Annotated in this window: 20 protein-coding genes and 2 pseudogenes; 8 read left to right on the top strand and 14 right to left on the bottom strand. The window is 55.3% G+C overall.

Annotated features, from left to right (window positions below; translation table 11 throughout):
• Nucleotides 1-341 (top strand): annotated as a pseudogene (locus BOA8489_RS19010) (ATP-dependent zinc metalloprotease FtsH); the annotation flags it as partial.
• 60 nt (nt 342-401) lie between these two features.
• Here the strand turns inward: BOA8489_RS19010 and BOA8489_RS20275 are convergent.
• From BOA8489_RS20275 to BOA8489_RS18965, 9 genes are all read right to left on the bottom strand, one after another.
• A complete protein-coding gene (locus tag BOA8489_RS20275; protein ID WP_176440377.1) occupies nt 402-581 on the bottom strand; it encodes a hypothetical protein in 180 nt (59 codons plus the stop codon).
• A gap of 224 nt (nt 582-805) precedes the next feature.
• Nucleotides 806-1,087: a hypothetical protein gene (locus BOA8489_RS19005; protein WP_093975894.1), complete on the bottom strand. Its 282-nt coding sequence runs from the start codon at nt 1,085-1,087 to the stop codon at nt 806-808.
• A 123-nt stretch (nt 1,088-1,210) separates the two neighbouring features.
• A complete protein-coding gene (locus tag BOA8489_RS19000) occupies nt 1,211-1,447 on the bottom strand; it encodes a hypothetical protein (RefSeq protein WP_093975891.1) in 237 nt (78 codons plus the stop codon).
• A gap of 51 nt (nt 1,448-1,498) precedes the next feature.
• On the bottom strand, nt 1,499-2,611 hold the full coding sequence (locus BOA8489_RS18995) for an alanine racemase (RefSeq protein WP_093975890.1): 1,113 nt from the start codon (nt 2,609-2,611) through the stop codon (nt 1,499-1,501).
• Nucleotides 2,608-3,825, bottom strand: coding sequence for an N-acetyltransferase DgcN family protein (locus BOA8489_RS18990; protein ID WP_245813983.1), 1,218 nt, complete (start codon nt 3,823-3,825; stop codon nt 2,608-2,610). The genes BOA8489_RS18995 and BOA8489_RS18990 overlap by 4 nt, the downstream gene beginning before the upstream one ends.
• A gap of 57 nt (nt 3,826-3,882) precedes the next feature.
• A complete protein-coding gene (locus tag BOA8489_RS18985) occupies nt 3,883-4,635 on the bottom strand; it encodes a hypothetical protein (RefSeq protein WP_093975889.1) in 753 nt (250 codons plus the stop codon).
• A gap of 64 nt (nt 4,636-4,699) precedes the next feature.
• Nucleotides 4,700-5,053, bottom strand: a complete 354-nt coding sequence (locus tag BOA8489_RS18980) for a hypothetical protein (protein WP_093975888.1) — start codon at nt 5,051-5,053, stop codon at nt 4,700-4,702.
• Between the two features lie 2 nt (nt 5,054-5,055).
• The gene (locus BOA8489_RS18975; RefSeq protein ID WP_093975887.1) at nt 5,056-5,355 is read right to left on the bottom strand and encodes a hypothetical protein; all 300 of its coding nucleotides are present in this window, start codon (nt 5,353-5,355) and stop codon (nt 5,056-5,058) included.
• Between the two features lie 945 nt (nt 5,356-6,300).
• On the bottom strand, nt 6,301-7,206 hold the full coding sequence (locus BOA8489_RS18965) for a lysophospholipid acyltransferase family protein (protein WP_093975885.1): 906 nt from the start codon (nt 7,204-7,206) through the stop codon (nt 6,301-6,303).
• Nucleotides 7,207-7,446: 240 nt separating this feature from the next.
• Here BOA8489_RS18965 and BOA8489_RS20880 point away from each other — a divergent pair.
• Together BOA8489_RS20880 and BOA8489_RS18955 are read left to right on the top strand one after the other, a co-directional pair.
• A pseudogene (locus BOA8489_RS20880) lies at nt 7,447-7,677 on the top strand (hypothetical protein); the annotation flags it as partial.
• A gap of 123 nt (nt 7,678-7,800) precedes the next feature.
• Complete coding sequence (locus BOA8489_RS18955) at nt 7,801-10,287, top strand: cation-translocating P-type ATPase (RefSeq protein ID WP_093975884.1); 2,487 nt, start codon at nt 7,801-7,803, stop codon at nt 10,285-10,287.
• 314 nt (nt 10,288-10,601) lie between these two features.
• Here BOA8489_RS18955 and BOA8489_RS18950 read toward each other — a convergent pair whose 3' ends face one another.
• Entirely contained in the window at nt 10,602-11,717 is a 1,116-nt protein-coding gene (locus BOA8489_RS18950) for a LysR substrate-binding domain-containing protein (RefSeq protein WP_141138342.1), read from the bottom strand.
• Nucleotides 11,718-11,792: 75 nt separating this feature from the next.
• Between BOA8489_RS18950 and BOA8489_RS18945 the strand changes: the two genes are divergently transcribed.
• Genes BOA8489_RS18945 through BOA8489_RS18935 form a run of 3 tightly spaced genes read left to right on the top strand, consistent with a single transcriptional unit; the run spans nt 11,793 to nt 13,430 of the window.
• On the top strand, nt 11,793-12,353 hold the full coding sequence (locus tag BOA8489_RS18945) for a hypothetical protein (protein ID WP_245813981.1): 561 nt from the start codon (nt 11,793-11,795) through the stop codon (nt 12,351-12,353).
• A gap of 27 nt (nt 12,354-12,380) precedes the next feature.
• Entirely contained in the window at nt 12,381-12,896 is a 516-nt protein-coding gene (locus BOA8489_RS18940) for an OsmC family protein (protein WP_093975882.1), read from the top strand.
• A 27-nt stretch (nt 12,897-12,923) separates the two neighbouring features.
• Nucleotides 12,924-13,430 (top strand): GFA family protein, encoded by a 507-nt coding sequence (locus BOA8489_RS18935; RefSeq protein ID WP_093975881.1) that lies wholly within the window; start codon nt 12,924-12,926, stop codon nt 13,428-13,430.
• Nucleotides 13,431-13,648: 218 nt separating this feature from the next.
• On the opposite strand, the gene BOA8489_RS18930 is transcribed toward BOA8489_RS18935, so the two are convergent.
• The 4 genes from BOA8489_RS18930 to BOA8489_RS18915 all read right to left on the bottom strand — a co-directional run bounded on the left by BOA8489_RS18930 (nt 13,649) and on the right by BOA8489_RS18915 (nt 19,056).
• Entirely contained in the window at nt 13,649-15,883 is a 2,235-nt protein-coding gene (locus BOA8489_RS18930; RefSeq protein WP_093975880.1) for a DUF255 domain-containing protein, read from the bottom strand.
• Nucleotides 15,884-16,031: 148 nt separating this feature from the next.
• A complete protein-coding gene (locus tag BOA8489_RS18925) occupies nt 16,032-16,460 on the bottom strand; it encodes a GFA family protein (RefSeq protein ID WP_093975879.1) in 429 nt (142 codons plus the stop codon).
• A gap of 106 nt (nt 16,461-16,566) precedes the next feature.
• Entirely contained in the window at nt 16,567-17,274 is a 708-nt protein-coding gene (locus BOA8489_RS18920) for an SDR family oxidoreductase (RefSeq protein ID WP_176440376.1), read from the bottom strand.
• Nucleotides 17,275-17,487: 213 nt separating this feature from the next.
• Nucleotides 17,488-19,056, bottom strand: coding sequence for a winged helix-turn-helix domain-containing tetratricopeptide repeat protein (locus tag BOA8489_RS18915; RefSeq protein WP_176440375.1), 1,569 nt, complete (start codon nt 19,054-19,056; stop codon nt 17,488-17,490).
• A gap of 84 nt (nt 19,057-19,140) precedes the next feature.
• On the opposite strand from BOA8489_RS18915, the gene BOA8489_RS18910 reads away from it, so the two are divergent.
• Both BOA8489_RS18910 and BOA8489_RS18905 read left to right on the top strand, forming a co-directional pair.
• Nucleotides 19,141-19,485 (top strand): hypothetical protein, encoded by a 345-nt coding sequence (locus BOA8489_RS18910; protein WP_093975876.1) that lies wholly within the window; start codon nt 19,141-19,143, stop codon nt 19,483-19,485.
• A 528-nt stretch (nt 19,486-20,013) separates the two neighbouring features.
• On the top strand, nt 20,014-20,292 hold the full coding sequence (locus BOA8489_RS18905; protein WP_176440374.1) for a DUF3489 domain-containing protein: 279 nt from the start codon (nt 20,014-20,016) through the stop codon (nt 20,290-20,292).
• Nucleotides 20,293-20,449: the final 157 nt, after the last annotated feature.

The raw sequence follows: 20,449 nt of genomic DNA, 5'->3' as shown, positions 1-20,449 counted from the left end.
CGATGGTCGCGCGTTGGGGGATGGACCCCGAGATCGGCCCGATTGACTTGCGCAACTCCGAGGAAAGCCCGTTTCTTGGGCGCAAGATCGCGCAGCCAGTGGCCTTTGCCGACGATACCGCTGGTCAGGTCGATCAGGCCGTAATGACGATCTTGCAGGATGCCGCGACGCGCGCGCAGACATTGATCGAACAGCATCAAGATCGCATAGCCATCTTGATTGCGCGGCTGGAAGCAGAGGAAACGCTGGACGCCTCAGCTATTCGCGACTGCCTCGATCCAGGCAACGTAACGCCTTTGCGCAAGCCCCGGCGCAACGGAAACGGCGACGCCGGCAATTGAGAGATCCGCCATTGAAACATGTCAAGTCTGGCCCTTCAATTCGTGGAAAACTCAACAGGGTCAAAACCTGTCGTAGGAGGCTGATGAAATGGCCCATACCTTCATCGCACCCACCAGATGACCTGCCGCGCAATCGGCATATTGCGCAATCATGCTGCTCAGACAGCCCGGCGTGCCGAGGATCAGATCATCAGGCAGAATGATGGCGACTTGTCCCGGAAGAAGTGATCCTTGGCGCAAAGCACGGCGTGACCCTTTTTTCTGATTTCAGACGGCCTAAATGCCCGCTTCGTCCCGCATTGTGGTCGTTGGTGCGCGTGACAGCGAATGACTGCTATGCGGACAAAGGTAGCATTCGCTCCGAACGTGCGAATGGCCGCTTTTGTCGGACACACTTCCCCAGATGGTGGAAGACCCAGAATATCGATATTATTCTGTTTCTCACAACGTCGTCACAATGGGTTTCAAGAATCTTCAAAGTCCGGAACGTCTCCAAGCCTGACAAGGAAACTTGGAGGACTAATCTCTCCGCTGGCCGCATCCTCAGCGACCATGTAGGCGTCGGCACCCGTGAAGTCTCCGGACTGCCATTCCCTTTCTGCCCGATTTTGAGCCTCCGCCGCCGTGGAATACTGGAATTGCTTGGCAATCTTCAGGCCTACTTGACTGTCCCTCCCCGCTTTCTTTCGCACGTATGTCTGGCAAATATAGTGAACTTTTTCTGAGTTCTCGTCTGATGTCGTCACGGGGTTGATCCTTAGCGGGCACCGCGCCTGTGAGGCTTTCAATGCGGGGGCGCGCCGTTCTCGCATTGTTGGATTTCGCTGGCAGCTTCGGTCTAATAAATCGAGCAAGTTGGCAATGTCATTTCATGGCCTTTTGACGGTCTTGGTGGCGCCTGGCTTGCGTTTGGCTTTGGGGGGTGTCTCAGGCGGGGTATGCGCTTCTCTTTCAAGGCGTGCATTGCGCAAACGAATTCGCTTTGCTTGCCGTTGTTCAGCGTCAACTTCCATCATTTCCCGGACGATGCGCGTCGTCTTGTCCATCTGCGATTCGGGTTTAGCGTCATATGACTTGAATGCTGTCGTTTTAATGAGCTTGACCATTGGTCAGCCTCCTTTTGTTTAAATAAAGCCCGCGTTTTTAGGCGCGCTGTTTCAAACGAGCGTCAGAAATTCTGCTTCACCCTGGCTGCTGCGCGATTGCCTTGACGGCCGGTCGTTTAGCAACACTGTTTCGATGTCTGGAGCAGCCATGGCCCTCATTATTGCTTTGTAATTCATCTGAAATACGATTTCAGAACCCAGTTTGAGCGTCGCACAGTCCGTCACCATGACAAGATGGTCGCTCGTTGCTCCGATCAGCGTTCCTCCTTCGGGCATGGTAAGCCCTGCGACTTCGGTGTCCTGATGCCCAATAGCAAGGATCAAACGCGCGATATCATTTCTATTTGAAACGATGCGAATTTTGGGCAATTCGGGCAGATTGCGTCGAGGGGTGGGCTGTTCATCCGTCTCGATGACTTCAGCGACTAAAGTAAAAGCATCCTTAAACAATCCGCCAATCTGTTCTCCGGTAATCGGATCGACGCCCAGAAGTATCGCTTCGCCTAACCTGAGATCGTTTACGCGACCGATTGAATGCTCAGCGAGCGCCCAAGGGAGGTTTGCTGAGTTTCCACCAGATATAGTCTGAATGACGGGCCCGCAGATCTTCTCAATCTCATCGGCAAGACTGGAGAGGGACTCCATTTGGCCTGAACTAGGGGCTACTCCGTTCAGGCAGGCAAAGTTTGCGCCAATGCCTTTAAGCGCGACGCCCTTCATTTGCACAACTTGCTCAGCAATTTCAGGCAGATTCTCGGGCAGGATTCCTTCGCGCATATCGCCCATCTCGACCATCAGGATGACGCCGTGGGTCACACTTTGGTGGATCGCGGCAGCGGACAAGGCCGCCACAACGGCGATTTCTGTGTTGTAACTCGCTTCACAAGTTTTCACGATCTGATCGACTTCACTCAGCATGGGCGTGCGGATCAAAGTAATAGGGCATGTCATGCCTGCTTTTCGCAGTCTGTCCGCATTGCTCACACGGGCTTCAGCAAGGCCCACGACACCGCCGTCTAACATGGCCTGGGCGACGGCCGGATGTCCGCAAAAGGACTTGGAAACGCCTGTGACACTGATGCCGCGTGCGTTCAGACGCCGAACAAGGGTTTGTGTGTTGCTGCGTATCTTCTTTAGATCAACCACAATCCGGGGGCCGCTCATATTGCGGCCTGCAAAAGCCTTCGCTCCAAGTTTGGGTAAGCGCCCGTTACGATCGCGAGCAATTGCGCAGGCGCCCGGCTGATCGCATCTGTCACGGGTAATCCAAGACTGTGCGAAAGCTCTGTGATTGTATCTGTGACTTCCGCGTCGGCCATCGCTTCATGATTGAGAGTCACTCCAATAACCTTTGTTTCAGAGAATGCCTCGATAAGAGCAATCTCGCTTGTGATGCTTGGCATTGGCATATTCGGGAAATCGCATCGATGGGCGCGTTTGGGCGCGTGCTGAAGGATGACGGCATCAGGTTGGCTCCCCCGCAGAATAAATGCAGACGTGCAAAACGCTGGATGGCTCAACGCGCCTTGTCCTTCGATCAGTATGACATCTGGTTGTTCCGCCTTCGAGGCCGCAACGATTGCGCCCTCAAGTTCGCCACAGCAGAATTGGGGCGGCACCGCATCCATTGCAATTCCGTATTTCGCCCCCTGCATTAAGCCGGTCTGACCCGTGCCGACGAGAACCGTCTTGATGCCCTTGGCGTTCAAGGCACGCGCTAAAACAGTTGCCGTTGTCCGTTTTCCAATGGCGCAATCCGTCCCGAGAACCGCAATTCGCAGAGCTTTGACGTCTGCGACGCTCCCATCAAAGAGGCGCATATTCTTCACGAGTTTGGGTTTGCGAATATCTCGGATCGTCACATTCTTTGCGAAAGCCTTTTCAGCGATTTCAGCGTCTTCGCTAAGAAATTCGTGCAATCCACTTACGACGTTCATTCCAAGATTTATTGCGTTCAAAATAACGCTGCGATCCGCTGGAGAAAGTCGCCCCGTCGAGGGAGCCATTCCATAGATCAGAGTATCCGGAGTCGCCTTTTCATTGGCGACAGCGGCCCCCAGATGGCCAAAGATCGGAATGCTGTTCTCCAAATTTTCCAGGATAAGTCCGCTGTCTTGACCGCTATGGGTGCTGTCGATAACGGACAAGATACGATAAGCTTGCGAGTGACGAACGAGACCGTTGGCCGTTTTTCCATCGATTTTGGCGAAATTGCCTTCGCAGTAGATTATCGCAGTTGCGGCGCGCGATGTTGGCCGTTCGGGTCTTTGCTTTTTGAGAAGCACCGGCGGCGCTTGCGCACCTCTGACAGGACGGCGGATGCTCCCTTTCAGCGTCATCTCAGTTTGCGTTGTGGTGTCATTGTTAGCTGTTTGCATAGTCGGCAAGTCCTTCTTTCACGGCATAAGTTGAGCTGAGCGCGGCCTTGAGGATGCCTATTCCCGGAATACACACTGTCCTTTTGATTTTTGGAAATTTCGGTTGCAGGCCCAACGGTTGCCTGAACTGTCGAGATGAGCGTTGTCTGGCACCTCGATTTCTTTACATGCCTGGTTAGACGCGGCATATCCACGCTCGCATTTCCAACCCGTGCCGTAAGTTGCGTTATCGAAGAATGCGTTTACCGGCACCTCAACGGGCTCGCACCGACCGTCCTGCTCGAAGAAACCGCGCTCACATGACCAGGGCTGGCCGTAGCCAGAAGAGTTCAGAAAAGCGTTGCTGGGAACCGCGATTTCGGCGCATCCGTCATCCTTGACTTCAAAGCCGCGTCCACACGCCCATGCCGACCCTCTTGAGGTTGCAGACAGATAGGCGTTTGCGGGCAGGACTACTTCCTGGCAGGTTTCGCCAACTCTGGCAAAACCTCGGGTGCAGCGCCACCGCTCGCCAGAGGCGTCCAAGAACCCGCCGTCAGGAACAAACACGGCCAGGCATTCTTTCTTGTCGGATACGCTGAAGCCATGATGACACGCCCAACCCCGGCCGTATGTCCTGTTTGTCGCATAGGCATTCTGCGGCACAACAATTGTAACGCAGCGGCCTTCGCTTGGCCTGAAACCAGCATTGCATTCCCACCCTTTGCCATAGCCTTTGGCTTTGGCGTTATCTGGGATGGATTGGGCAAAAGCGGGAATGGCTATCAGCAAGAATACACCGAGCGAGCTGAGAAACAGGGCCAGAGACATCTGTAAGCCTGACGGCAGAAATATCCTGCATGTTGTCTGGTGCCTTGGCGATCCAGAGTTTGAGTTATGATCCATCCAACTTTAGCCCCTCAACACATGCGGTTGCGAGGTCGCGGTTTGGCTCGTCAGCGCCTGGGAATGTTGCCCAGCCCGTTGCCATCATGGCGTTGTTGCGTGCAAAAGAAGATGAGACATTGAGAGTCTCCAACTTTGCGGCACGTTGGGGATCTGCTTGTGAGGCATTCAGACAGACTGGCACCATCGCAAGGGTCACTTCATCTTTCGCGCGGGTCTGCGCTGTTTCTTCAGCATTCGCGGCGGTGGTCCAGCCACCCCATGTGAAACCGAGAACACTGACAGCAAAGGCGCCTGCCAAAGCGCCGTAAACACCGGGTTTCGTCCATTCTGGAAAAGTCATTTTTAATCCTTTGACGGGGAAAGCGCCGCCTCACCATTTTTGTTGTTGGTCGGGTCGATCTGATCTTGCACCAGAGCCATTGCACAATTGTTGTGGTCGATGGGACGCAACCCGGACACATCGACCGCCCATGCGCTGAGACGATGCGTTGCGGGGCGTCGGTAGGCCGTGAAGCTATGACTTTGCAGGACTCCGTCGTCGTTGGAGAGTCCATAATTTCCGGGCGGCAATTCTTCTTTGTACCCGGCGCCCAGAAAGGGATGAACGAATGCCACGATAGGTGTGGTCGTGCGCGATAGCATCGGCAACCTTCCCAAACATCAGATCCCTTCGGGGGGACGTGACAGCTGAATTTTCATGATAGTAAGAGATGGCCCGTGACGGCAGGCGATACGCCTTTGCCGCAGAAAGACATGTACTTTGTTACATCGACCTATGCTGTCTGCGTCGAAAACACAACCTTGCTCGCCCAGCTATCTTCTCCACAGGTCCACTGCCGGTGGTTCTGCGACAAACTATTCCGGAAATCTGGTGACGAGAGCAAAACACAGATGTTTTCTACCCGACACTCCGGGCACCTTCTTGCAAGCACGCGGCTCGCATCAACTTTATCTATAAAATACAATCACCTAACGGGCCAATGAGTTCAGTCGATCCAGTTAGTCAATGGCCTTTTTGCGCGTTGGAAGTTTCTGTAACAGGTCGCTTTACTTGCGCACTTCAAAGATTGGGATCAGTGTTTCTGACCTGCAATGGGAATAGCTGTCCCATGGTGTCACGCAATTATAGATGTGACTTTCAAACGCGACGGAAAATGAGTGCGTCCCGCGCTCAACTCCGGTTCCCAGGATCTTGCCGTTTAGAATGATATTTTCTGCCGCTTCATGCGTTGCGTAGTTCCGCACAATGTCGAATTGGCTCAAAGTGCTATATGTATCAGCAGAAGCCGGTGTGATTGATAGAGCCGTGAAAATGGAGAATAGGGTTCTTTTCAATTTTTTTTGCCTAACGTGTCTATGTGTGAAATGGGCGTCAGAGAAAACTGATGCTCACCGTATGAGTAATCTGTCGCTTCGTTCCGTAAATTTGTGTCGATTGAAGTGTCTTGTCGCTGGCAAAAAAGGAACAATCAAATAGTCACTTGGCAGCCTAGAAAGTGAGAGAACCCCGTCTGCCAGGCCGGTTATTCCAGGCGGCTAAATCACCATATCCGCGTGTTCGCAATGTTCGTTCGGCGTCTCCAGAACCTAAGCTTGGTATGTCGACAGAGTTGCCTCAGTTTGACCGCCCCAACGTCTCAACATCCAGTACCATTGATCCGGGTTTGCTATGATGCGTGCGGACAAACTGTCGTTGAAAGCGCAGGTCATGGCGACACTGTCAGTGTGGGCGATTGGCGCCTCGAATTCGACGCGAAATCCATTGCCGTCTTCTGCGCGGATACCGTAGGCCGGGATCATAGGCAAATCATATTTAAGAGCGAGTTGTGCGGCCGACAGCGAAGTGAGAGCGCCTATTCCAAGAAAAGGGAGGCTCACACCTTCTGCGGATTTTTCGTCCAGAAGGATTGAGATAATGCCACCTGTCCGCAGATGGCGAACAAGACCTCTTGTACCGACGCGGCCCGTGGGAAAAATTGGTTTCCCGCCTGCTTCGATACCTGCCAGAATCCGACGCTCGTAATGTCGGTTCTTATGGGGTCGATAAATGGCTCCGCTTTCCATGCCATGCATCTTGATTGCAGTCCGAACAGCTTCCCATTGTCCAAAATGGCCAGACACGATTATTGCTCCTTTGCCGGCGGCCTGCGCTTCCTTCAAAGCGGCAAGGCCGGGGCCTGAGATGCTGAATCTATAGTTCTGAGATTGAAACTCTCTGCAGTGATAGATTTCAAAAAGAGTCCGGCCCATATGACGACCCATATCTTGCCCCAGTTTTGCGCGATCGCTGCGATTCATATCGGGGAAGATCCGCTTGGCCTCGCGATCAAATCGCAATCTGGCGGGCGGAAACCAACGCATGACCGCAGCGAACGTTGTGCCTAATCCGCGGGACCTTGAACTGAAAGGCCGCCAGCGAGCCAAAGTCAGCGCCGACCACAAAGGAAAGTAGCGGGCGTGATGGGCGAAAGATTTCAAGGAAGTAGACAGCATGGTGCTGTATGATCTTCTTTGGCTGATATACCAAACGAAAAGAGCAGATCGGCCTCGAGGTGCACTCTTAAGCCTGGAGCCGCTCTTCGCTGCGGAATGCACCAAGGTCTGCTTTGGGCTCGAAGCCGTCATTCGCTGCAGCGAAAATTAATGACTGCAATGCGGACAAAGGGCCAATTCGTACTAAGCGCAAATACCGCTGCATATCTGCGCCTTGCTGAACTTCACAATGGATTGCACAAGCTCGCTTGGTCTACCCTGCGCAACATCAAGCAGAGCCCGTTCTTCGCCTGCAATTCCTTTGGCTTGCCAATCTCGGCTAGTCTGCTTTACCCCGTCACCGGGGGTCTACTGTCGCCGATGATCGCCGCGGCGGCAGCGAGCCTGTCCGCAGTATCGATCATTACCAATGCGCTGCGGCTCCGGCGGGTCGCGATGTACAGGTCAGTGCGGTCGAGAGCGCGCGACTGAAGTGGCGGGATTGCCTTGGGAAATATGCAGACCGGTATGTAGAATCGTCGGGCAGGCTGCTATGGATCAAGTCACCGAAACGTATTTCGACAGCCGCTTCAGACCTAATGACAGGAATTACAATTGAATCGTAGCGCGCCTGCCGAACGTCTTCACGACTTGTGGAATAATACTAACGGACTCGATGCCGCACAGGTGGTCGAACGGCGCGCAACTTTCGGGCCAAACACCATCGTAGCGGAGAGTCCTTCGGGTTGGCTAGAGATCGTCCGCAGCACAGTCAGCGATCCGATGATCTGGTTTCTCATCGGCACTGCCTTCCTGTTTATCTGGCTCGGAGATCTTACTGAAGCGGCTGTCTTGGGAGTTGCCCTTATTCCAATTGCTGGGATGGACGCTTACCTGCACAGACGCACGCAGGCATCGACCGAGGGGCTGCGCGCGCGGCTGGCGTCCCAGGCCCGGGTTCTGCGGGATGGGCATGAGCAGGATGTGCTGGCGGAAGACCTCGTTCCCGGTGATCTCGTGATCGTGCCGTCGGGCGCCTACTTTCCGGCAGACGGGCTTATCCAGTCCGGTGACGCCCTGCAGGCCGACGAGTCGACCCTCACAGGCGAAGCGCTTCCCGTTCGCAAGGCTCCATTGGGTCTTAGGCCGGTTGGAACCGGAAGCGTGACAGTCGACGGGGAGCACTGGGGCATGGCCGGTACCCGTCTTCTGACGGGCGAAGCCCGCGTGGTCATCGCGCTAACCGGGGCCGAAACGCTGTACGGAGAGATCGCGCGGCTGTCCCGCGCAACGCAAGTCGATCGGACGCCGCTTCAGGACGCGATCGCCCGGCTGGTGCAAATCCTGCTTGTCGTCGCATTGCTTCTCTGCGTCATACTTGCAGGGATCCGCTACGCTCAGGGTTATGGTGCTGTAGACGCACTTCTCAGCGCGGTCACCCTCGCTATCGCCGCGCTGCCCGAGGAGTTCCCGGTCGTTTTCTCGTTCTTCCTCGGCCTTGGCGTCTATCGCCTCGCTAGAAAGCAGGCACTTGTCAGACGCGCTGTCGTGGTCGAGAATATTGGTCGGATTTCCTGTATTTGCACGGACAAGACTGGCACGCTGACCGACGGGAAGCTGACGTTGAATAACGCACACCCCGCCGAGGGGCTGAGCGATAACGAACTGCTCGCGATCGCCGCGACGGCCTCCCGAGCAGAGACAGCCGATCCGCTGGATCTGATCCTTCTCGAAAGCGCGCGGGCCTCAAATGGCAAGGTCGAGGCAGTCTTCCCTTTCACCGAGGACCGACTGCGCGAGGTCGCTGTCCTACGCTCACCTAAAGGCAACTGTAGTGCCGCAATGAAAGGGGCACCCGAGACTGTGATCGGAATGACCACAATGTCGGAGGAAAAACGCGACCTGTGGCGCCAACGCACACAGGAGTTGGCTGCCTCGGGTCACAAGGTGATCGGGGTCGCCATCCGGTCGCTTCAAGATTGGTCGGGGGAAGAACCCGAGACCGGCTTTGACTTTGCGGGCCTGCTCGCTTTCTCCGATCCGGTGCGGCCCAGTGTCGCCGATGCAGTGCGCGAGGCACAAGATGCGGGCATCCGTGTCATCATGATCACGGGGGACCATGCGCGCACAGCCGCAGCCATTGCACAGGAGATCGGCATCGGGGCGGCAGAGCCGCGGGTAATCGACGGAAAAGACCTGGCGGCGCACCTTGATAGGCAGGAGGCCAGGATCGATTTCGATGTCGTCGCCCGGTGCACACCGTCGCAGAAGCTTGCTCTGGTTCAGGCGCTGCGGGCCAAGGGAGAGATGGTCGCGGTGACCGGCGATGGGGTCAACGACGCGCCAGCCCTTCGCGGCGCGGATGTTGGGATCGCAATGGGTGAGCGGGGCACGCGGTCGGCGCGCGAGGTCGCCTCAATCGTGCTGCTGGATGACAACTTCGCCACGATCGTCGGCGCGATCGCGGAGGGACGCCAGCTCTTCACGAACCTCCGCCTCAGCTTCGCTTATCTGCTCATGCTGCACGCGCCGCTTGTCGCGACCGCAGCACTGATCCCGCTTATGGGGTATCCGCTGCTATACCTGCCGATCCACATCATCTGGATCGAGCTCATCCTTCATCCGACGGCCTTGCTGGTCTTCCAGAACCTGCCGTCGCAGGGCATGCTCTCGCACCGGAGCAAAGGAAATCGACTAAGCTTCTTCGCTCCGCGAGAATGGTTGGCGATCGGCCTTGTCGGCACCCTGGCAAGCGCGGTCATCCTAGGAGGATATATCCTCAATCTCGGCGAGACTGTCGATGTCCCGCACGCGAGATCGATGGCAATGGCTTCCCTCATCATCGCAGGTTCGGCCATTACTGCGGCCCTGACCCGGCTTGGGTCCAGATCCGCCTGGATCGCGACGGTGGCTCCGGTCCTGTCGGCCTTTGCCGCGATTCAGATCGAACCGATCGCAACTGTTCTCCACCTCTCCCCGCTCCATCCCATTGACTGGGTAATTGCGGTGTTCGGAGGAGTGATCATCAGCGCTGGCGCCGCTTTTCTCCACCAGCGGCAGGATCGTAGCACGCCAGATGCCAAATTGTTCAAAGAAGGATAATTTCGCTCGTCAATGCCGGCCCTTCAGGGCGGTATTTCAGACCCATGTTCGTACTGCGGCATCCGGTAGATTGGGCTCGGAGCCGTCATTCCCTGCAGCTCGCTTGAACGACGAATTTGCGGACAAAGTCGACATTCATAGCTCCCTTATGAAAGGTCAATGGACGACTGAAATCAGACTTTCGCAACCATCTCTGTCTTGTGCCAGAACTTCCATCCGCCACGCGACCGCTTCGGGTGCTTCGGGTGCTTCGGGTGCGCTTCCCTTCCAATCAATGCAGTGCTCTTGTCGCCTTGGCTCTGAAGGTCCTTTCGTCAACTGCCAATTAGCCTTTCCACGTCGCCACGGTAGGTCTCAGCCTGTGCAATAATCCAGTTCCTAAAATCGATTTGCGTTTTCGAGCGTGTTCGGCCACGCGCCCATACCAGCCGATATGACCACTCCGAAAGCTTGGCTGAACTTCTACCGAATGGAAGGATCATAGAGCCGTCGGCTAAAGAAGAATAGGTTTCGACCATTCCGCACAAGACGACCCCCAAGCCTTCTTTCGCCGCCTTCAGACCAGAACTGAGACGTGGAAATTCCGGAATTGCGGTTCTCTTCTGATATTCGACTCCGCAATCTTTGCTCCAACTGCTCCAATCCAACCATCCTGGGTCGTTGGTTTCTTTCTTGACGTGAATAAGCGGCACGTCGGTGAGTGACCTGGTGTCTTGCGACAGGTTGTATTTAGCCGCAAATTCCGGAGTGCAGATCGGCACCATGCATCCTGCGAACAAAAAAGCGCTTTCTAATGGCAACTCAGGCTCGGATCCGAAGCGCACCACGAAGTCGAATTCTTCAGACTGAAGGTCGACTAAACGGTGTGTCGTATCGATCCGCAGATCGAATTGGTCACAAATTGCGTAGAAACCCGACAGCCTGGGCGTTAGCCAGTACTCACCAACTCCCAAGCTCATCGAAATTGACAAGCGATTGCCGGGGCCCGAACTACGCAATTCTGTTAAAACGGAGCTGATGGAACCAAAGCCTGCTGACAGCTCGGCCGCGATCCTGCTAGCTGCGCTAGTCGGCACCGCACCGGACGGGTTTCGAACGAACAGTTGGCTTCCAACATATTCTTCTAAAACACGAATTTGTTGTCCGACAGCTGCAGTTGTGACGCCGAGCTCGTCCGCCGCGGCTCGAAAGCTGCCGCCACGCAAAGAAGCCTCTAGCGCGCGCAAAGCATTGAGATGTGATGTCTTCATCTTGCTCCTAAAGATTTGCTTAATACCTCCCAAGAATAAATGAACTGACAAATCCAAAAAATCAAAAGAAAATAATTTATTAGCGGACGGGCGTAACTTCAGGATGAAAGATATTCTGCATGCGTCTGATGCGAGGTTAAAAGTGACGCCCGGCTTACGACCATTCCGGCGTTCGCTCAATTCTCGGTCTAGACAGATGGCCGATGGGACATAACAGACGAATTTCGAGAAGGAGTATCTGAATTGGAACTACGAATGAAAGCTTTGAAAATCTCCAATATCGGCACAGCGCTCGCGATTGCTGCGACAGGTGGACTGGCCGGTGCAGCTATCGCCGAGTCAAATGACGAAAAAATCGCCCGAGCTATGTCGGCGGCTCCGGCTGACATCAGCGCGAACGCGACAATCATGGACGTGGATGGCACGATCCTCAAAGAGGGCAGCAATGACTGGGTCTGCCTGCCGGGAGTCGGCTTAATTCCCGGCGACACGCACCCCATGTGCAATGATCCAGTTTGGATGAAGTGGATGGCTTCTGTCGCGGCCGGAACCGATTTCTCCACCGATGTCGTGGGTTTCTCCTACATGCTCCAGGGCGACGCGTTAGTGAACAACGACAACCCGATGGCAACCGACCCCAATGACGGTGGGGTTTGGGTTCAGGATGGGCCACACCTTATGATGCTATTCCCGAACATGGAAATGTTGGCCGACTTACCGCGAGATCCATTTGCTGGCGGGCCATATGTCATGTGGGGGGAAACACCACTCGCCCATGTCATGGCCCCCATCGAGGCCAAAGAAGACACCAACTGAACCTAAGCATCAAAACAGGAGCACACGATGGCGGTTGAACACATCCAGAAATCAGTCAACGGCGTTATCGCCTATTTGAAAGACAATCCAAACGACGCGCTTAGCACTAGTCCTCCAATCACGGCCGTCATGGAAGGCGGATTGAAATGCCGAGCCACCGGTGAAAATGGCCAGTCAGTCATAACCGACATGCCCCAAGCCGTGGGAGGAGACGGCTCTGCTCCATCTCCGGGCTGGTTGTCACGTGCAGCGCTGGCAACCTGTGACGCTACCAGGATTGCGTTGCGCGCAGCCGAGTTGGGGATCTCATTGGACACACTTGAGGTCACGACCGACAGCGTTGATGACGACAGAGGCCTCTTCGGTATAGACAAATCGGTACGCGCGGGTTCCCTGAGCCTGCGAACCCGCGTAAAAATCGGTGCCGTGGGAGTTAGCGAAAAAGTCCTGTGGGAGATTGTGGATTATGCTGTGACTCATTCGCCTGTCGCCGACTGCTGCCGCAGTGAAACGCCATCAACATTGGAAGTTACCATTGCCTGACGAAATTTAGGGAAAGAGCATAATGCAATGAGTACAAATTCTTACGTTACAGAGGGGAGCTGCACATGTGGTCATGTACGTTTTCAGGTGGTGGAAGATCCGCTGATCGTGCATGGCTGTCATTGCCGCGGTTGCCAGAAAAATTCGGGCTCTGCATTTGCTATTAATGCCTTGTATGAGGCTGATCGGGTAAGGCTTATCGAGGGCACGGTAGAGGAGACCTCAGTTCCCACACCCAGCGGCACAGGTCAGGACATCACGCGCTGCAAAAAGTGCAAGGTTGCGATTTGGAGCAACTACAATATGGGCGGCCTGCGAAAACATATTAGGTTCGTTCGTGTCGGAACTCTTGATGACCCGGATCAATTCCCACCCGACGTGCACATCTACACAGGCTCAAAGCAGCCTTGGGTCACCCTTCCGGAAAATGACCCGCGCGTTGAGCGTTTCTACGAGTTCAGAACGACCTGGTCACCCGCAAGTTTGAATCGTCTAAGTCAAATTGAAGAATACGCCGGCATCAAGATTTCTTAAAAAAATCGGTGTGATTGGCTCCAAAACCATAGATCCAAATCGGTTGCACTTAGGAACGTGAGCCCTCTGGGACAACGAACACATAGGCACAATGAGCCAATGGCCACACTGGGCTCAAAACCGCCATTCGCTGCGCCTGGCACCAACGACTGCGTTGCGGACAAAGCGGCCCTTCGTATGTTGGTGCGGAATGGACGCGGCATCTGAATTTTCTGGGATCACCAAAGCGCAAAGACCAGTTTCTCTGGCTGAAGGCAGATCTCGTCGTTACACGCCTGAATGGTCAGAACGGCGCGACGGGCAGAGGCAGTGTCTGCTGGGTCCGCGCTCTTTGCGACGATCTGCAGATGCCCCTCATAAAGAGCCAGCGGCATATCGTTGAATGACAGGCTCTTGATTGCCGGGTCCGGATACGCAATTTCGACCCCGGGCACCGCTTCGACCGAAAAGTCGGTCGCAATGAAGTAGTCCTCCAGCGGCTCGTGAGCGTTGATGTGCCACCCGTCGGCGATCTGGATGTCGATCAGGATTTCCCCCGCCTCGCGGTTGTTGCGGATTTCCGCTCGAACAGCACCCTTGGCAACGTGCCGGATGGGGCCGGTCGCGCCCTCTTGCAGTTCCTGAATGGCTTTAAATGCGAAACCACGTTGTTCTGGAATGTCGGCAGCGAGCCCGGACAGCGCCCCGGCAAGGCGAAAGGCATCTTGTTCGATGTGAGCCAAATGCGCGCGATGCGCCAACCGGGTAAAGAGCGTCAGGGCCAGCGCGTTGCCAGACGGTATCTCGGTATCATCGACGGGTATGAACTCTCCGAGCCCCTCTAAGGACTCGGTCATGCGCAGCCCATTATCGACGGGACCGAACCTGATGCGAAGGTCATCCGCCAGCGCGGCCGCCTCTTGCAGCCAGTAGTTTGATTGGTGGTCGCTGGGGGCATAGTCATGAAGAGCTATCAACGCGAGCCCGAGGCCAGCATAGTCCGGCAACTGCGCAGGTGTTCCGGGCGATCCGTTGAACCAGATGCGCTTGAATTCTTCGTCTGACCGCATGTGTTCGAGAATGAAGCGGGTCGCCTTGTCGGCTGCACGGTAGTACTCCGGCCGCTTCAGCCGATTAGCTGCTTCTGCTAGTGTCTCGATCATTACTGCGTTCCATGACACCACGACCTTTTCATCGAGGAAAGGCGGCGGGCGGTTGCCCCTCAGCTGATACATTTCGCCAAGTATCCCGTCGAGTCGGGTCAAAAAAGCCGACGGGGCAAAGCCGGCGTCAAACGCGATTTCACTCGGAAGCGCAACGAGATTCAATACGTTCGCCCTCTCGAAATCACCGTCGGGTTCGACTTGGAAAACGGCGCGCACGAGCGCCGCGTCTTCTTCGAGCGAGGCGAGATCGGATGGGGTCCACATGTAATACGCCCCTTCGACGCGCTCACCTGCGGCACTAAGGCTGTCGGCGTCCTGAGCTGAAAAAAACCCGCCCTCAGGGCTTTGCATCTCCCGCAGAACGTAGTCGAAAGTGCGTTCCGCCGCGCGACGGTAGTGTTGCTCTCCGGTTATGGCCCAAGCCCGCACAAGCAGTCGGCCGGTCAGTGCCTGCGTGTAGAGCATCTTCTCGAAATGTGGGACGTGCCATTCGGGATCGATGGCGTAGCGATGAAACCCGCCGCCGACATGATCGTGAATCCCCCCTTTGATCATCCCGTCGAGCATGCCGGTGACCGCCTCAAGAGCCTCTCGCTCACCAGTCCGCTCAGCATGGTCTAGGAGAAATAGAAAAAGGGGTTCGCGCGGGAACTTCGGGGCCACGCCGTAGCCGCCATAAAAGCTGTCCGTTTCCTCAAGGATACCTTGGACGGCAAGTTGCGCGATTTCAGGAGTGAGCTCGCGCGCAGCTACTCTCTGCGACAACGCACGCGAAACCACGGATGCGACCTTCGCAGCCTCAGCGCTGACGAAGGCTGGGTCGTCACGCCAGGCTTCCTGAACCTTCATCACGACGTCTTCAAACACATCCGGAGGAAAATACCCGCCAGCAAAAAAGGGATCACCTTCAGGTGTCAGGAAGACTGAATTTGGCCAGCCGCCGCCGCCGGCGAGCACCTGGGTCACGACCATGAATTGCTCGTCCAGGTCAGGCCGGCTCTCCCTGTCGATCTTGATCGACACGAAATGCTCGTTCAGCAATGCTGCGATCGCCTCAGATTCGAAGCTCTCTTCCTCCATCACATGGCACCAGTGACAAGAGGAGTATCCAACCGAGACGAAAATGAGCTTGTTCTCGTCCCTCGCCATGTTTAGGGCCTCGGGTCCCCAAGGATACCAGTCCACGGGATTGTCAACGTGTTGCAATAGATATGGCGAATCCGCGCCTTGCAAATGGTTCGCCTCGCGTGCGTCAGCAAGCGTGGATGTTGTCAAAAGAACAATCAGGAATAGCAATGGAATTTGCATGATTTCCTCCAGGTCGCTTCCCGGAGTTTACACCTCGGTCGACTGACGCGCCGTCATATTGATATATAGGATCCAAATTTGGGCACAATTATTCTTAGGCGTCCCACATCCTGGGACGCAGCCGTTCTATCGATTCTTTCTTTTTCCTTTACTCTGGAACCACTTCTCCAGAACCTCCAAACTCGGACGGAAAATCCTTCATCTTCGGGAGGCCATCTTTCATCGGTAGCACCGTCTCCGCGTAATTGACGTGGATGCCAGGCTCAAACTCGACGCTTGGAATGATCGCTGCGTAGACGTCGATGAGTTTGAGCCCCGGATGCCCTGCCATGACATGGCCTCCACACTTCGCGCACCATTTCCGGTCGGTATTTTCGGTCTTGTTGTATTGAAGAAGATGCTCTTCGCCCTTAACCACCTTAACTCTGTCAGGGTCCCAAAGTGTGAAGGCGTTGACTGGGCCTGCCGACCAGTGCCGGCAACTCTCGCAATGGCAGTATCCCATGCCGGCGGGCTCACCAGTCACTTCTATTTCGACGGCACCGCAAAAGCATTGACCTTTGTGTGTATCAGACATTGTCTATCCCCGTTCTCATTTTTCTGATCTGTACAGGCTAGCACAAAACTTCAAAAATGCAGAGAGGTGGCACGGGACCCCAGCTATTGACCTATTTGCCTGCTGCTCAAAGGGGGAATTGCGGACGAATAACAATCTCGGTGGGGCAGGCATTAGAGGGGAACTCCAAGACGAACTCCAACGTACCGGCGACGTCGTCCGGCTGGATCATTTTTGAGCGGTCTCCCTCAACACCAGAAGTCATGCCAGTATCGACGAAGCCAGGATAGATCGTACTAACCTTCAAGCCTCGGTCGCGCAGGTCTTCAAAAAGGCAGCCAGAGAAAGCATGCACAGCGTGTTTTGTGGCACTGTATATACCTCCACCACCGAAGGTCATGCGGCCTGCAATGGAGCTTAGGTTGATGACGGCGCTCTCGGCGTTCTCCAAAAGGTGCGGAACGGCCGCCTTTGTCAGATGCAAAAGACTCCTGAAGTTAATATCAAGCGCAGCGTCCCATCGCGAAATGTCAGCTTGATCGAATGCCCCCGTCTCGAAGACCCCTGCGTTATTAAATAGCGCATTGAGTGCGCCAAAATGCGCTCTAACAGCATCCGGGAGACCTGATGTGTAATCTTGGTCTGTGATTTCACCGGGAAATACTTCGGCCAGTCCGCCAAGTTTCTGACATTCTTGAGCGACAGCCTCGAGCTTTTTGACATTCCGACCCGCTAAGGCCAGCGCCATACCTTTCTTAGCTAATCGACGTGCTGTGGCAGCCCCGATCCCTCCGGACGCGCCAGTAATGAGAATGACCTTGCCATTGAGTTCCAATGCTCGCTCCTTCAGCTGTACTTGCTTGTTTTGAAGCCTCCATAAGATGCGGGCGTCTCACTAAGCTTTTGACCACGCTAATTTACTAACCTCCGCTTTCCAACAACCGTTTCGAATTCAAAGCTGTCATTCGCTTCCGACTGCACCAATGACAACTATGAGGAACGAATTCACCTTTTGCTGCTGAGCGGAAACCGAATCTTTCAGGATTGCTCAATCGGGTATACCTGCTTTTTTCAGCAGAGCGACAATACGGTCAAGCGTATCAGCGTCGCGATAGGGTTCGTGACGACGGAACATCGCAAGCGTGAAATGCGGGTGCATCTCACGCATGTCTGTAATCGTGTCTGCGGCTGCTGCCGCCTGGCTGTCCAATGCCTGAGCGGTTGCCAACAAAGTAAAACCGTAGACTGTGGTAGGCACCCGCGAACGGTATTCTTCCGCAAGAATGATCGCCTGTTTGTAATGCCCTAAAAGGGTAAGGCAATGCGCATAACAAAACAGCGCGTCGTCATTGACGACAAGAGCTGTACTTATGGCTTGTCGGAATAGCTCTGAAGCTTTTTTCACGCTCCCACCGTAAATATGGACGATTGCGTAGCCCCATAAATACGCGCGCCCCGCCGCTCGGGCCTGATCGGCTCGATCCTGGGCGGCATCGTGCTTTCCCTCCATCATCAAAAGCACCGCATCCAGATGAAGGGTATCAGGATAGTCCGGCCATCGAGCGATCAGCCGCTCGACCAAGCCCCGACATTCACTAAGCGCGTCGGTCCGACTGACAACAGGTGACGAGCGGGCTTCCTGCCAGAGCGCCCAGCCATCGGCAACCATCGCATCATAGTAGTTGGGGTCGATTTCGAGCGCCTTTTGATACAGACGGCGTGCTGCCTGATTGCTCTCGGGGGTGTATTTGATGTGCTCCAGCACGCCCTGATGAAAGAACTCCCACGCCGGGACGCTACGCGTCCGACGGATGGCCAGGCGTGCAACTTCGCCTTCGCTAAGCGCTACACGAGTCTCGGTGATTATTTCGCTGGCAATGTCATCCTGAATCTCGAAAATGTCCTTCACATGCCTGTCGTAACGGCGCGACTGGATCACAGTTCCGCTTTGATAATTCAGATGATGAACCGTTACGCGAACCATGTCGCCCGAACGCCGCACGGTTCCCTTGATCAGATACTCCGGTCCAAATTCGGTTCCCGCACCCTCGGCACGCATGAAATCGCCGCCAAACGAAAAATTTGATGGCGCGGCCAATACAACAAGCGACCGCACCATCGATAGACGCACAATCAGGTCTTCGCTGAGTCCTTCAGCAAAGAACTGTTGTTCGCGGTCGTCGCTGAGGCTGGTGAAGGGTAGAACTGCGATCGCACACCTTTTTGCGAGGTCGGGCATGGAGCGCGTCGGCAAAAGTGGTGTGGCGCGGCCCGCATTCATACGGTAGCCACGTCGCGGCAAGGTCTGGATCATCTTATGATCCCGGTCGCCAATGGCGCGGCGGATGTCAGAAATGCATTGGACAAGACTGTCGTCAGTTACGAATGTTTCGCCCCAAACCGCTTCGATCAAGCTATCCTTAGTTACAACCTTCCCGGCCTGGTCAGCCAGAAGCCGCAACACCTCAAGGCTTTGACTGCGAAGATTGACGGGCTCTCCCGACGCGCTGGACAGCTCTGGCAATGCTATATCAAAACAAAACTCTCCCAGCAGAATTGGCTGATGTGATTTCGTCTCGATTTCGGGTCCATTTCGGGACAATTCATCAGCCGGCATGTTCATTTGTTCCCACAAGTTGGCCCGCACACGTCGACCTATCGTCGCAAGGGTGAGCCGCAACGCCAACAGGAGGATAACACAATGAACGTTTCTGCATATATAATTGCTCTGACTATGATCGCCGGAACTGCCGAGGCACAGTCAAAGGTTGCCGAACTCTGCGGTCCTGACCACGTCAATCAGATCGTCGCAAAAGGCGAGGTCATGGAAAACCCGGACGGCTATTATTTGCGGGGGCTGCAAATCCAGCTGAGCCACGGGGACCCCCGGATTGTACAGGCGGTAGGCGATACGTTCAATCTATGCACGCGCAACGCCGCTACACCCGATATGGACCACAGCAACGCGATCAATTTCGCCCAAAGATCAGAGATCAAGTATCTGTTTGTCCCTGTTGGAGGGGGCAAAACTCGGCTTGGCTCTTGATTGCCCGTGAACTCCAAAAGGAGAGAGGCCCAAACGGGCCTTTCGAACGCGATTTCTGAACGCATGACGCGCTCCCTATCAAATTAACCGCGAAGCCAACGCCAACTATCGCCACCTTGTTTCTGAATGGCTGCGCGGCCGCAGTCGGTCGCCCTCTTTGACGGCCACAGGCAGGCATAGTTCCAAGAGGAATCTTGTCTCGCCAGCACGGCTTCCAACTACCGCTTTGGGCTCAGAGCAGCCGTTCGCTGCGCATTGCGCGAACGTCTGCTTTTGTGTTTTGCGCCATTAAATGTGCAGTGCGAGTGCTTGTTGGACCGAGTTTGCCCAGCGTCTTTCAGATCTATTGAGATCTCTAAAACGGCAACCGAATTGCGGCCAGACGCCGATATCTGCCACTGAATGACTGGACTTCGTACGGAATGTGAGCGTGTGTGTGGACGTCGCGTTTGCTGTTTCGCGAGTCTCCGCCCGGCTCGTCGGGCGCTTGTCGGTACGGGCGGCTGGATGGTCCGGTGCCTGGGATCGATGGAGACCGACATGACGACCACGAAAAAAACCGAATGCAATCAGGCTGACGCAAAAGCGACCAAGCATACCAGCAAACCAAAGCCGTATAAAAAGGCGCGGTTGGCGGCAATGTTGAGCCGTCCGCGGGGGGCGACTCAAAGTCAATTGGAGAAGGCACTCGGCTGGCAACCCCACTCAGTTCGGGCGGCGATTTCGCAACTGCGCAAAGGCGGTGCTGACGTTTTGCTCGACCGCAGCGGGAAGACGCCAACCTACCGTATCGATGCAGCGGCATGAGAGGCAATAGCATCCATGAACTCTCGGGGCGGCTTCGGGAGATCGCCTCGATGGATCGCTCAGCCTGCGCCGAGGGACTGGCTGCAATGCCTGGCCTGACGGTGCCGCCTCGGTTGCGTGCCGAGACCCTGCGTCGACTGCTGGCCTATGAGATACA

It is taken from the genome of Boseongicola aestuarii, from assembly GCF_900184815.1.
Taxonomy (GTDB): Bacteria; Pseudomonadota; Alphaproteobacteria; order Rhodobacterales; family Rhodobacteraceae; genus Boseongicola; species Boseongicola aestuarii.
The sequence above is the reverse complement of the archived record's forward strand: the minus strand, read 5'-3'. Positions and strand labels throughout refer to the sequence as shown.

What these genes read in the sequence shown, in the direction of transcription:
- BOA8489_RS18910 (WP_093975876.1), top strand. Translation starts at nt 19,141, where the DNA reads ATGAACGTTTCTGCATATATAATTGCTCTGACTATGATCGCCGGAACT.
- BOA8489_RS18980 (WP_093975888.1), bottom strand. Translation starts at nt 5,053, where the DNA reads ATGACTTTTCCAGAATGGACGAAACCCGGTGTTTACGGCGCTTTGGCA.
- BOA8489_RS18915 (WP_176440375.1), bottom strand. Translation starts at nt 19,056, where the DNA reads ATGCCGGCTGATGAATTGTCCCGAAATGGACCCGAAATCGAGACGAAA.
- BOA8489_RS18930 (WP_093975880.1), bottom strand. Translation starts at nt 15,883, where the DNA reads ATGCAAATTCCATTGCTATTCCTGATTGTTCTTTTGACAACATCCACG.
- BOA8489_RS18990 (WP_245813983.1), bottom strand. Translation starts at nt 3,825, where the DNA reads ATGCAAACAGCTAACAATGACACCACAACGCAAACTGAGATGACGCTG.
- BOA8489_RS18995 (WP_093975890.1), bottom strand. Translation starts at nt 2,611, where the DNA reads ATGAGCGGCCCCCGGATTGTGGTTGATCTAAAGAAGATACGCAGCAAC.
- BOA8489_RS18975 (WP_093975887.1), bottom strand. Translation starts at nt 5,355, where the DNA reads ATGCTATCGCGCACGACCACACCTATCGTGGCATTCGTTCATCCCTTT.
- BOA8489_RS18965 (WP_093975885.1), bottom strand. Translation starts at nt 7,206, where the DNA reads ATGCTGTCTACTTCCTTGAAATCTTTCGCCCATCACGCCCGCTACTTT.
- BOA8489_RS18985 (WP_093975889.1), bottom strand. Translation starts at nt 4,635, where the DNA reads ATGTCTCTGGCCCTGTTTCTCAGCTCGCTCGGTGTATTCTTGCTGATA.
- BOA8489_RS18905 (WP_176440374.1), top strand. Translation starts at nt 20,014, where the DNA reads ATGGAGACCGACATGACGACCACGAAAAAAACCGAATGCAATCAGGCT.
- BOA8489_RS19000 (WP_093975891.1), bottom strand. Translation starts at nt 1,447, where the DNA reads ATGGTCAAGCTCATTAAAACGACAGCATTCAAGTCATATGACGCTAAA.
- BOA8489_RS18925 (WP_093975879.1), bottom strand. Translation starts at nt 16,460, where the DNA reads ATGTCTGATACACACAAAGGTCAATGCTTTTGCGGTGCCGTCGAAATA.
- BOA8489_RS18940 (WP_093975882.1), top strand. Translation starts at nt 12,381, where the DNA reads ATGGCGGTTGAACACATCCAGAAATCAGTCAACGGCGTTATCGCCTAT.
- BOA8489_RS18945 (WP_245813981.1), top strand. Translation starts at nt 11,793, where the DNA reads ATGAAAGCTTTGAAAATCTCCAATATCGGCACAGCGCTCGCGATTGCT.
- BOA8489_RS18935 (WP_093975881.1), top strand. Translation starts at nt 12,924, where the DNA reads ATGAGTACAAATTCTTACGTTACAGAGGGGAGCTGCACATGTGGTCAT.